Below are 12,809 nucleotides of genomic sequence, written 5' to 3'. Positions count from 1 at the left end.
CCTAAGGATAAAAAGTGTTAAATGTTGGTTTTTAACGTTTTAAAACCATATCATTAAATACATTCGGCATGGTTTATGAATCTTTTAACATGAATCGAAAAACCCTAAAAATCAGTATGTTAAACAGAATTCTTATTTTTCTATTCCTAGCAGCTTCTTGGAATATGAGTGCAGCAGACGATGATGCACCGCTAGTAAACTTAGCATTGAATAATAAAGATGTTAAAACGTTTCAAAACACTACCCTACAACTCAATCTAAAAGCTCAATTGATGGCAAACCCTGACTGGAGGAAGTTGATCCAGCAAAAAAGGATGTCAGTAAGCCTAGTTGATCTTAATGATGCAGAGAATATAAAATACGCCAGTATCAATGGTAGCAACATGATGTATGCTGCCAGCCTTCCTAAAATTGCCGTTTTATATGCAGCAATGGACGCGATTGAAAATGGTGAACTAAAAGATACGCCTAAGGTTAGAGATGACATGTGGTTGATGATTTCAAAATCAAACAACGCAGCATCTACCAGAATGATTGATCGTGTAGGTTTTCAAAAGATTGAAGACCTGATGTGTGATCCATCCAATCCATTTTATGACAAGGATGGCGTTGGTGGTCTTTGGGTAGGTAAAAGATATGCCGCTCAAGGAAAAAGAAATCCAGAGCCTATAAGAGGTTTAAGCCACGCAGCAACAACAGATGCAGTAGCAAAATTCTACTATCAATTGGCTACCGGTCAATTGATCAACAAAACAAGAAGCAAGGAAATGTTGGACATTATGGAAAATCCATCATTGCACCACAAGTTTGTAAATACTCTTGATCGTATTGCGCCAGACGCACGCCTTTTTAGAAAAAGCGGATCATGGAAAAACTGGCATTCTGACTCTATCCTAGTTTGGGGAGAAGATGGCAGAAAGTACATTCTTGTTGCGCTGATTGAAGATCCTAACGGTGAACAAATTATCAGAAATTTAGTACAGCCAGCAGAATTGGCATTGCGCAAATCTGTTATCTTGCCTGTAGAATTAGAACAAGAGAATGAAGTGGTTGTCCGACAGGATACGTAAAGTTTTTGACATAAGGAGTGGCGAGCTTTCGATCTCGCTTCTCATGCAACTCTACATATTTTTAATTATAAGTGCGTTACTCGTAGTCAAGCCTACGGTTAACGCACTTTTCCTTTCTGAACTGGGCGCAGATGCCCTAGCGGAAGCTTTTGTGATCATCGCCCTTGCTGCAGTTGCAGGATCATTACTCTATAACAAGTCATTAGAGCGGTTCAAGCTCAAGTCACTCATACGCTACACATTGATGGTGTTTACCGTGATCTTTATGATCATGGGTGTCCTCATTGCTGTAGGTTACTTTAACGGTTTTCTAGCCTATTGTTTTTACACGATCGTTGCCTTGTTTGCCCTGTTGGCTACCAGTCAGTTTTGGGTTATGGCAAACGTCGTCTTCAATGTTAGAGAAGCAAAGCGACTTTTTGGTTTTATAGGTGCTGGTGGTATTGCTGGTGGTATTGTAGGTGGTTATCTCACGTCCCTACTGGCAGAACATGTTGGGAATGGCGCCCTATTGATACTGGCAAGTTTCATGATCATGGGCTGCATCTTTGTGATGAATTCCATCTGGCGCAATCGCGTTGATAAGTTGAGTTCTTTTAAACGTAAGGAACGTGCCACGGTTTCTAGCGAGAGCAGTGTTAAACTTATATTTAACTCAAAACACCTGTCTGCGCTGGCAGCAGTCATTGGGATAGGCGTTCTGGTGGCAAAACTGGTGGACTATCAATTTAGCTACATCTCGTCGCGCAATATTCCAGACTCGCAGGAACTGGCTTCCTTTTTTGGATTTTGGTTTTCTACATTCAATATAGTTTCTCTGGTTATTCAGCTATTTATTACAAGACACATTTTATCAAAAAGTGGCGTGAGTACTGGCCTTGCCGCACTTCCTATAGGAATCGTCTTTTGTTGCGTCGTGCTATTGTTCATACCAGAATTATGGGTAGTGATTGTTCTTAAAGGCCTAGATGGTAGCTTGAAGCAGTCGCTTCATAAGAGTGCGGTAGAACTACTCGCACTGCCTATTCCTAGCGATGTAAAGAACAAAACCAAAACCTTTATCGATGTCGTCGTGGATAGCGTTGCCACTGGACTCGCGGGTCTGATTCTGATATTCATTGTAAGGGCGTTTGATCTGTCGCCTGTTTTTATTACCATACTCATTCTGGTATTAGTGGTTGCATGGGTGATCATGATCATGAAGGTACGTGATGCGTACTTTGGCACCTTTAAGGAAATGATCGTGAGCAAGGAACAGATCAAACTCGAGAAACGCTCGAACAGTTTGATACGCAACAACATGAAAGTAGTCTTTGAATCTGGTGGGTCAAAAGACATCCTATACATGCTGGATCGCGTCCCAGAACTGGCACATCGATCTCTCAAAGCGCCCATCATCAACCTTTTGGAACATTCAGATCCACACGTGGTGGCTAGTGCGATTGCCAATTTAAAATATGTTGATCGAGGCCATCCCGTAGGTAAAGTTCACGACCTGATTTACACTGAAAACGACGAGGTCGTTCTCGCGGCCATGCAATACCTAATGAGCCAGGACACTAAATTCCCAGAGCAGTTTTTTGAAAATTACTTGGATCACGAGAGCGACTACATTTCCAGTGCAGCATTATTATGTCTGGCTCAGGAAACCGAAGACAATCCTAAGCTGGCCGCAAAATATAACCTAGACCTACGTATCAATCTATTTTTGGACGAACTGGACCGCAATGAAGGAAACTTCAGGAAAGAAGAAGTCATCGAACTGGTCAAGGCTATAGGGTATGCAAAAGGTGAAAATAGACACCGTTTTATCCTTAGATATTTTGAAAATCCAGATCACGAGTTGCGCACCGCAGCCATACTTGCAGCAGGAAATACAGCTCATGAAAACTTTTTACCGTTGTTAATCAATGAGTTGGATGATGCACGCTTTCGCGAAAGCGCCATAATAGCCATCTCTAATTATGGAAACAGCATCATTACATATTTGATAAAGCGTTACAAGGATCCAGTGGCTCCCATAGCCGTCAAGAAATATTTACCAGACATTCTTTTAGAACTGGGAACCACCAAGGCAGTGCGAGCACTCTTGAGCTTGAGTCAGGAAGGCAGCCTGAAATTGCGTACGAGAATCACTAATGAGCTTTCGGTTTTCAAAAAGGCCCAAGGCGACCTTCACATTCCGCAACGCGTATATTTTAAGATCATCAGGTCTGAATGTGAACAATATCGCCTCTTAGAAGCCTGCTATTACTGCCAGCGCATTGTAGAGCGATCCAATTTACATCCAGAAAGGGTGATTGACATCCATGAGACAGGTTCCAGAAAAGAACTCATCATAGGGTTGCGCAAGGCCCTGGACAACAATTTGAAGAGAATCTTTAATATCCTGGCGCTGCATTTTAATTCCAGGGATGTTTTCATCGCCTATCGCGGACTACAAAGTGATAAAAAGGAAACTCGTAGAGCCACCATGGAATTTCTGGAAGGGCTTATTTCACGTAATTTCAAAACCCAGCTGTTCCCTATCATTGAATCTTCCATAAGCAGCCATGATGCAAACCTATCAGAGATAAATGACCGCATTCATTTGCCTACTGAAAAGCAATGTTATCTACAATTACTAGAGCTACAGGATCGTGCTCTTAATAAACTTGTCATTCAAGTCATAGTAGATTCAGGAAACGAAGATTTCATGCCTTTACTGGTTAGAGCCACAACAAAAAAAGACCCCATAGTTGCTGCTGCAGCTAGTGAGGCCTATTTGAAAATGCGCAACATTAGAAATATTGCGTAATCCTTATTTAATCTTCTGAGCGGATGGCTTTATCGATAGCACTTGCTAAATACATGTGGTCTCCAGCAGAGTTCTTACCCAAGATATTTGACATCAAACAAACAATGTAATTCGTTCCATCTGGATGTTCTACCATGATGACACTATTCATATAATTGAACTTTGTCCCTGCATATTTTGCGCCACCACCGCTGTAATAACTTCCTGACTTAAAGTACACAGAAGCATCGTTCAATCTTGAACTGTAGGCATATCTTATACGGCGATCTGTCATGTACATCAATCTTTTCAATTCAAGACTGGATTGACGATCTACAATTTGACCTTGTTCCAGCTTAATGAACCATTTCATCAATCCCGCAGGTGTTCCTATGCTTCCACCAGTTGCTCTTGCAATACGATCAGGACCATTAGTGAAGAAACTACCCAATCTCCATTCATCATGAGTGATGCCTAAATCACGTAAAGGTTGATTGACCAACTCTGTAGCTACCTCACTGAGCATTTTCTTATCTGCGGTTTCCCAGTACTCATCGGCTTCTTCTTGAGTGAGGTCAAAGTACTCATCCCCAAAAAGCTTCATCAACAAGGCCTCTCTCCAGACAATGCTGGCTGCTCCATTATTACTCACGCTTAACATATGGTCTACCCATTCGTACAAGCTAAATTCATCACTGGCAATAACTTGTCTTTTGACTAACTTATCTTTTTCGATATTGTAAATAGGAACGGTATGGTGATCACCAACTCCCCAAATTCCAGAGCGCACCACTTTCTCACGCATCAGTTTTGTGCGTACTTCAAAGTCGTCTGGACACAGAGCTGCCAATTGTGTGAAGAATGCAGTCGCTACCGCTAGTTTACCTACACTACCTGGCTGGAAGCCACTGTTCTCGTTCATCTCTGCATAACGCATGTTCTCAGGATCTGTGATATCCAATACGGTAATCGCATATCCACTGCGTCTGGGAAAGAGTCGAGTCATTTTGTTTTGAAAGTCCTCGTCGACGATCATGATACTATCCGTCGCAACGGTGTCCTCGCACAACCATAGATTGATTTCATCAGTTTTTTTGAAGGAACCTGGTTTTAGATAATATTCCGTTATGGTGCTATCAAGCGTTTTTTCCAATCGCTTGAGGCGCTTTATTCCTGTTCTTTCATATCCATCTATGGGATAGATTGCCATAGTGATTACGGCAATGATCAAAATAGATGTGATGTAATAATGCTTTTTCAATTTCTTATATTTTTGTTGAGATACAGTTCTGTATTTAGGTTAACATCACTGTCTATCGATGATAGATATTCTGAGTTTTTTGCTTGATTGTTTTCTACAAACGGTCTGATCTGGAAGAGATATAACTTACCATCCTTGAAACCTAGCTCAATATCCCAAGCTCCAGTATAACTACCATTCTTGGAACCAGGCATGGTTTTATGAGCTTCTTCTGCAAATCTTTTAATCGTTTTTAAGTTTTCTGGAGTCAATATGCTAGAATTAAAATCTGCATGCTCCATGATAGAACCGCCAGTGATCGGTAATTTACGCTGCTTGTTTTCTCGTGCCGGTGATATGAGTTGGCCCATTCCGTCGTTATCGATGAGATAGGTTTCTGCAGATTGACCGTCTACGGCACCACCAGCACCACGACTCATAGCAACAGTTACTCTATCATCACTATTATTGATAAAATCCTTAGTAATCAAAACACCGCTGTAGTCCACATCCACGGTTGGTATGATAAGGATCGATGGGTACACATTTTCTGGATTTTCTAAATAGGCTTGTCTCCATTTAAAACTACGTTCTGTATATGGAGATGCCCATACATCTCGTATACCTTGAATGATCTTATCACGCTCTACAGCGTTAAAAACGGTAAGATTCAGTCCAGCACCAGTAAATTCTTCCAGGTCTTCCATATTGGTATCACTGCGCAAAAACACAGGAACAGTTCCTATTTTACCGTTAAGAATGGTTTTAAAATCACTCTCCAATTGACCTATAAAAGCCGGCTTCATAGGCATTCTATTGATCTCAGCTCTTAGTTTGGTAAATTCTGCTAGTTGATACTTGATCACTTCAGCCTCATCAACTTTTGCTTCATGCATAGATTTGGCCGTATTAAATATTTGAGTGAGGTATTGCCAATATGTTTGATCTTGACCAGGTATTTGCTGATTCATATGATCCTTAAAGACTCCAAAAGGAATCACGATGCCGTTGACCACATGTTCTGGAAATAACTGTTTGAGTTGTCCTAGATTAGCTGCTTTAGGGCCGCTCAATATGCCACTATCCGCACTAGAAACCTTACTCATGTCAAGTGGCATAGTGCCATCTAACTTCAACTTACCTTCAGGAATGCGAATGGTCTTCTTCTCCTTTTTGTTATTACTAAAGAGTGCTTTCTCAGTGTCAGACATCTCTTCAGCAGATTTGATTACTACCGTTCCACGACCACTTACAGCATAAAATATTTCCTTGCCATTAAATGCTTTCAAGTCGGCTAGGTTATCTGTAGAGATGGCCGCATTGGGAATCCCTAGATTTCTAGCTAATAATTGTACGTGTGACACTAAGTTACCTTCTGACACCGTTGCAATTCCAGCCACTGGTTTCAAATCACTAGGCGGTCTGTCAAAAATGTAGATCTTATTAGGGTCAACGGTCATGCCTTCTGCATTTCCTTCAACGACTACAAGTTTTCCTTTGGCATATCCAGCATTCAATCCACGAACCGTTGATGGGTTGCTTATCTTTTCGACTTGACTGGTCAAGCCTATTTGTCTAGAAACCAATCCACCTAAATCGCCAATAGCATCACCTAATGGTAGTAATAAAGAACTGCGTATGCGGTCGTCATAGAATCCATACGCCAAAGGTTCAAACTGCACATATTCTTCCACCACATCGCCATAGATGGCATTGACCATTCCTGTTCCCCATTCTACCTGACTGCGAGCTGCAGCGATAAAATCCAGTAACTTGCTTGTTTTAATGGTCTCACCTTCTGTTATGAAAAGTCTAGGTTCTACCGCATCCCATTCCCATTGTTCTACATAACCACCAGCAGCTAATGCCTCGCTGATTGCATAAATCTTGTCTAGATGTTCTTGTAAGGTATTTGGTTCCCAATTGGGCACCGTTTGAAAAATCAATTCTTCTAACCTCAAGCTCAGTTCCAAAGCAGAGGTCCTGCGTGTACCACGCTTATCGTCCTTTATGTTGTTTCTAATATCACACATCAATCCAGCAGCTGCAGGAACTAAAATGGAAGGCTCTGTGTCGTTTGTATATGTAGAAGAAAACAATATTGCTTGCTGTCTTATGTAAGAATCCTTATCCCAGTCAGCAACCATTTTTTCTAGACCAGCTACCGGCACCGGTTCAAAAAATTCCTGCATCACTTCAATGAGCTTTTCAAATTCTTCTCGCTCCTTAAAGCTCAACTCATCATTATGTTCTTTGACCCATTCGCGTGTGGAGGCAATGTCCTTAGCCTCTGGATTGCCATGAATCTTGATGCGTAAATCCATGAATTTGGGATGCTTTTCGGCAAGGGTTTTACTAATGCTACGCACTTCTTGCGCCAGGTTGGTATCGCCATCGTGTGGCAGATCGCGCAGGCTTTCTCTTAAAAGGAAAAAATCACGATCGATCAAATCATTGTCACCTAATACGGTATAATAAAACTTGCGACCCCATTCCTCTTCGTCCTCAATTTGTTTGGCACCACGGTAAAATCTGGATTTTTCCTGGATCCAACCATTATCTGCCGCAACTAGATAATTATTAAGCTGGTATTGCTTCAATCTAGAGTGGTCGTTGTCACCATCCCAAAAGCTCCACAAGTCTGCCGCTGCCAGAATCTCTCCAAAATAAATGTGGTTTCTCTTTGCAAGTTGTTCCACTTCAGTTTTATAGCTAGCATGCTGTATACCGCCGCCTAAGGCGTCAGGACATGGATCCTTAGAGTCGCGACGCGTCCCATCTGCACAAAACCATTCGATTCTTTTATAGGGACCACGATCCAGATCGCGATACTCTTCTATCATGGCTGCAATACGGTCGTTAGTAAATTCTTGAGCTAGTGCTGGAGTGGACAAAAGCAGCACTGCAAATAGTAGTAGGGTAATGTTTTTCATTGTTCAAAAATAGGATTTTGAATGTAAGTAAATACTGTTTAAGAGCGGTTTAACTAGGTAAAAGTCAATTACCGTACCGTAATGATGAAGATGTTTTCGCTTTCGCGAAAGCGAAATTACCTACAAGCCTAGTGATACCGAAGGACAAGTGACTGACACCAGCACATCGATCTAATATTACGCTTTCATTAACACGGCGATGCTGCCCTCTAAAGTAAATTGTTACAAAAATTAGAACTATGTCCATTTTCAGTAAAATAAAGGGAACCATCGATTTGATGAAAAATATTGATCTAGAGAAACTCGCGGCACTCAATGCCAAGGTGGACTTGTCAAAAGTGATGGATACGGTTGGTGAACTGGATGATCGACAACTTGCGGGATTGATGAAAATGCTGTCGACCAAAAAGAAAAAAGGACAACACAAACTGCCGCCTATTGATGGTGATTTTTACAATCTGAGCCTGGAGTTGACTGAAAAACAACGCGAGGTGCAAATGAAGGTACGCAATTTTATGGAAGATGAGGTGCAGCCTATTGCTAATGATTACTGGAATAGAGCCGCTTTCCCGCACGATCTTATTCCCAAAATGGCAAAACTGAACATCGCAGGTATCGCCTATGAAGGTTATGGTTGTCCAGCAATGGACTTTGTGACTGAAGGTATCATTGCAGAAGAAATCGCACGTGTGGATGTGTCTATTTCGACATTCTTCGGTGTGCATAGCGGTCTTGCCATGGGATCCATTTACATATGTGGTAGTGAAGAACAAAAACAGGAATGGCTGCCTCAAATGGCCCGAATGGAAAAGATTGGTGCCTTTGGTCTTACAGAGCCAGAAACCGGTAGCGGCATCGCTGGCGGTATGGAAACCACTTGTAAATGGGATGGCGAGAACTGGATCCTCAACGGTCAAAAGAAGTGGATAGGTAACGCCACTTTTGCAGATGTGGTGATCTTGTGGGCACGAGATGTGGACTCCAACCAGGTAAAAGGATTTTTGATACGCAAGGGCAATCCAGGTTTCCATGCAGAAAAAATGGAAGATAAAATGGCCTTGCGCATCGTGCAAAATGCGATTATCACACTGACTAATTGTGTGATACCAGAAGGTGATCGCCTGCAACATGCAGAGAGTTTTAAAGACACGGCCAAAGTATTGCGCATGACTCGCGCAGGTGTGGCGTGGCAAGCGGTAGGATGTGCTCGTGGCGCCTATGAGAACGCGTTGAAATACACTAAGAAGCGAGAGCAATTTGGTAGACCTATTGCAAGCTTCCAACTGGTTCAAAACCACCTCGTAGAAATGATATCCAATCTCACCAGTATGCAGACACTTTGCTTTAGACTGAGCGTAATGCAGGATCAAGGAATTTTGAAGGATGAGCACGCATCACTTGCCAAAGTGATTTGTTCCATGCGCACCAGAGATATCGTATCTCGTGCCCGTGAAGTTTTAGGTGGTAACGGAATCCTACTGGAACACAACGTCGCCAGATTTGTGGCAGATGCTGAAGCCATCTACAGTTATGAAGGAACCAAAGAAATTAATTCCCTAATTGTAGGTCGAGCGATCACTGGTTATAGCGCCTTTGTGAGCTAAAGTATTAAGCTTAACATAAAACCGTAATAAGGTTGACTTAAAGACTACTCTTGTGCTCTAGTAGGATTGTACCTTCATAAGGTAAACAATCAAACGATAAACTATTATGAGCGATAAAGGAATAACCACCATCAATCCAGCTACGGAAGAAAAGCTAAGTTTCTATCCATACATGACAGACCATGAACTAACTGGAACTATTGAAAAATGTCACAAAGCCTTTTTAGAATGGAAAACCAAAACCGTTGAAGAACGTGGCGAAGTATTAAAAGCCATTGGTAAAAAATTAAAGGAATACAAAAAAGAGCTTTCCCAACTGATGACTGCAGAAATGGGAAAACTTTTGTCCCAAAGTGAATCTGAAGTCGATCTTTGTGCCGGTATTTGTGATCATACGGCGCAAATTGCCCCTAAAGAATTAGCAGATGAAAAGCGTGAGTTGCCTAATGGCGGTCGCGGATTAATCACCTATTCTCCAATTGGTGTTATTTATGGAATACAGCCATGGAATTATCCAGCATACCAAGTTATAAGATACGCGATTGCTAATCTAGCTGCTGGAAATGGAGTTCTACTAAAACATGCGGAATCAGTTACGGGATGCGGTGAGAAAATCAGAGAGATTTTTGAAGAAGCCGGATTACCTAAAAATCTATTTACCACTCTAGTCATTAATCATGACCAGTCTGACAAGGTCATCAACAATGATCTAGTACGTGGTGTGACTTTGACCGGAAGTCCGGTTGCAGGAGAAATCATTGGAGAAAAAGCTGGAAAAGCATTGAAACCTATGGTATTGGAACTGGGATCAAATGATGCCTATTTGGTTCTTGAAGATGCAGACCTTGATGTAGCCGTTGAAGCTTGCGTGAAAGGAAGAATTTATAATAATGGTGAAACATGTATCGCAGCAAAACGATTTGTAGTTGTTGAGGCTGTTTATGATGAATTCAAGAAAGGATTTGTAAAGGCGATGAAAGACATCAAGCATGGAGATCCTACTAGCGATGAGTTTGATATGGGACCTATGGCTCGTAAAGATTTGAGAGATGATTTGCATAAGCAGGTTAAAAATAGCGTCACTAATGGAGCCAAGGTATTATGTGGTGGAGAGATGCCAGATGGAAAAGGATTTTATTATCCATCTACCGTTCTAGAAAATGTTCACCCAGGACAGCCAGGATATGATGACGAACTATTTGGACCAGTTGCTTCATTGATCAAAGCAAAAGATGCTGAAGATGCTATGCGCATTGCCAATGATAGCCGTTTTGGTTTAGGTGGCGGAATTTTCACCAAAGATGAAGACAAAGCCTTTGAACTTGCCAGCAAACATTTTGACACAGGAATGGTATTTATTAACTCCTTTGGACTAGCGCAGCCTAATATGCCATTTGGTGGTGTAAAACGTTCGGGATATGGACGTGAACATGGCGGGTTTGGTATCAAAGAGTTTGTAAATGTTAAAGCAATTATGCGATTAGAAAACTAATCTTTGTACGCACAGTAATAAAAAAGCCACTGCAATGCCGTGGCTTTTTTTATGACTCATTTTGTGACTATTCTAGTGGATCCAACTGGTCTGTAGGATCCCAGAAAATAGATTCAAGATCTTGTACCTGATCTTTCTTTACCCTAACGCCTTCACTCTCCAAAAGCTGCACCATTAAATTAGAACCTTGAAAATGATGCTTGCCCGTCAATAGACCTTTGCGATTGACGACGCGATGCGCCGGAACATCTGTTTGTGAATGTGAAGCGTTCATAGCATAACCTACCGCACGACTGCTGCGCGGCGCTCCTAAATGAGCAGCTATGGCGCCGTAACTAGTTACTCGACCTGCAGGAATTTGTTTGACAACTTCGTATACCTTTTCAAAAAAATCTCCAGCCATTAGTTAATTCTTATCAAGGTAAATACAGCAATTGCTAGCGTTAATGCAGACAACAGGTAATGAATTTTTCTGGCAAAAGTGTCGCTGTCAAATTTTAGCTTCTTTACATATTTGATATAGGCACATAGCATTAAAAATGTTCCAGTTGTGGCTCCTATGATAAAGAGATGTGCCATGGGAAATTCAAAAGTAAAGGCATTCCTACTCGCTAGAAAGGAGCTAAATCCTATATAAAATGGTATAGGAAATATATTGAGCGCTGAAAGAATAATTCCCTGACCAAAAACTTTATAATCTGACTTGTGAACCGTTTTAAATTCTGGTTTGCTATCCAGCCGAGCGCGTATAAAAAAGAAGATGCTAAGACCAAAGAATATGATGATCGCAAAACGCTCTACCATCAACAACACATCTGGATTGAGACTTAAAAGCTTAGAAAAGAAAACACCTATATAAACTTGCGCGATCACTACTGAAGAGGCTCCTATCGCAAAAATAATTGCCGCTCTTTTTCCACTCTTTACACTGATTTTTGCCGCGGTCAAATTAAGGAGTCCTGGTGGTATGACACCTATAAACCCTATGGTAAAACCGAACAGTAAGTGTAAAAAATAGGTCATCTACGCAACTTGAACTTCATATAAGTTATGGCTTTTCCAGCCTCAAGGTACTGCTTTTCATAGAATGTTTGCGTTCCTATGACCTCATCAGGCGCCTCGGTATTTGTATAGATGTTATGATGCGCATATAAAATCTCTTCTCCTAGTCCTTCCAGCAAACCTAGTGTGTACCCATGCATGTACTCAGAATCGGTTTTGAGATGAATGATGCCATCGGGCTTTAAGATCGTTCTGTACCGATCGAGAAATTCTGGATTGGTCATGCGGTGTTTGGTACGCTTGTATTTAATTTGCGGGTCTGGAAAGGTGATCCAAATTTCTGATATTTCCGCTTTCGCGAAAGCGAGATCCACCAACTCAATCTGCGTTCTCAAAAACGCAGCATTTTCAAGTTTCTCCTCGACAGCTGTTTTTGCACCACGCCAAAAACGAGCTCCCTTGATATCAATCCCTATAAAATTGCGGTCAGGATACTTGCGGGCCAGTGCCACGGTATACTCACCTTTTCCACAGCCCAATTCTAGTGTTATGGGGTTGTCATTCTTGAAGAACTGAGACCATTTTCCCTTCCATTCAAATCCATTAACCATCTGTTCTCTAGAGGGCTGGACCACATTGGGAAAGGTTTCATTCTCCCTAAAACGCTTCATTTTATTCTTACTTCCCACAAC

At 41.6% G+C, this 12,809-nt stretch carries 9 protein-coding genes; 4 read left to right on the top strand and 5 right to left on the bottom strand.

Annotated elements, in window-relative coordinates:
• The first annotated feature begins 116 nt into the window (after positions 1–116).
• Positions 117–1,070: a serine hydrolase gene (locus AAU57_RS04300; protein WP_055413668.1), complete on the top strand. Its 954-nt coding sequence runs from the start codon at positions 117–119 to the stop codon at positions 1,068–1,070.
• Positions 1,042–3,867 carry an Npt1/Npt2 family nucleotide transporter gene (locus tag AAU57_RS04295; protein WP_082438538.1) on the top strand — a complete coding sequence of 942 codons (2,826 nt, stop codon included), beginning with the start codon at positions 1,042–1,044 and terminating at the stop codon, positions 3,865–3,867. The genes AAU57_RS04300 and AAU57_RS04295 overlap by 29 nt, the downstream gene beginning before the upstream one ends.
• Before the next feature lie 7 nt (positions 3,868–3,874).
• Here AAU57_RS04295 and AAU57_RS04290 read toward each other — a convergent pair whose 3' ends face one another.
• Together AAU57_RS04290 and AAU57_RS04285 are read right to left on the bottom strand one after the other, a co-directional pair.
• Complete coding sequence (locus tag AAU57_RS04290; protein WP_055411749.1) at positions 3,875–5,107, bottom strand: serine hydrolase; 1,233 nt, start codon at positions 5,105–5,107, stop codon at positions 3,875–3,877.
• Positions 5,104–8,019 (bottom strand): PEP/pyruvate-binding domain-containing protein, encoded by a 2,916-nt coding sequence (locus AAU57_RS04285; protein ID WP_055411748.1) that lies wholly within the window; start codon positions 8,017–8,019, stop codon positions 5,104–5,106. Before AAU57_RS04285 ends, AAU57_RS04290 begins: the two co-directional genes overlap by 4 nt.
• Positions 8,020–8,258: 239 nt before the next feature.
• On the opposite strand from AAU57_RS04285, the gene AAU57_RS04280 reads away from it, so the two are divergent.
• Both AAU57_RS04280 and AAU57_RS04275 read left to right on the top strand, forming a co-directional pair.
• Complete coding sequence (locus AAU57_RS04280) at positions 8,259–9,623, top strand: acyl-CoA dehydrogenase family protein (protein ID WP_055411747.1); 1,365 nt, start codon at positions 8,259–8,261, stop codon at positions 9,621–9,623.
• 106 nt (positions 9,624–9,729) lie between these two features.
• A complete protein-coding gene (locus AAU57_RS04275; RefSeq protein WP_055411746.1) occupies positions 9,730–11,115 on the top strand; it encodes an NAD-dependent succinate-semialdehyde dehydrogenase in 1,386 nt (461 codons plus the stop codon).
• 67 nt (positions 11,116–11,182) lie between these two features.
• Here AAU57_RS04275 and AAU57_RS04270 read toward each other — a convergent pair whose 3' ends face one another.
• The 3 genes from AAU57_RS04270 to trmB are packed head-to-tail and all read right to left on the bottom strand — an operon-like array spanning position 11,183 to position 12,806.
• Positions 11,183–11,518, bottom strand: coding sequence for an MGMT family protein (locus tag AAU57_RS04270; RefSeq protein ID WP_055411745.1), 336 nt, complete (start codon positions 11,516–11,518; stop codon positions 11,183–11,185).
• Positions 11,518–12,138 (bottom strand): LysE family transporter, encoded by a 621-nt coding sequence (locus AAU57_RS04265; protein WP_055411744.1) that lies wholly within the window; start codon positions 12,136–12,138, stop codon positions 11,518–11,520. Before AAU57_RS04265 ends, AAU57_RS04270 begins: the two co-directional genes overlap by 1 nt.
• Positions 12,135–12,806: a tRNA (guanosine(46)-N7)-methyltransferase TrmB gene (gene trmB, locus AAU57_RS04260; protein ID WP_055411743.1), complete on the bottom strand. Its 672-nt coding sequence runs from the start codon at positions 12,804–12,806 to the stop codon at positions 12,135–12,137. The genes AAU57_RS04265 and trmB overlap by 4 nt, the downstream gene beginning before the upstream one ends.
• Positions 12,807–12,809: the final 3 nt, after the last annotated feature.

Origin of the sequence: Nonlabens sp. YIK11 (assembly GCF_001413925.1) — a bacterium.
Classification (GTDB): Bacteria; Bacteroidota; Bacteroidia; order Flavobacteriales; family Flavobacteriaceae; genus Nonlabens.
The sequence above is the reverse complement of the archived record's forward strand: the minus strand, read 5'-3'. Positions and strand labels throughout refer to the sequence as shown.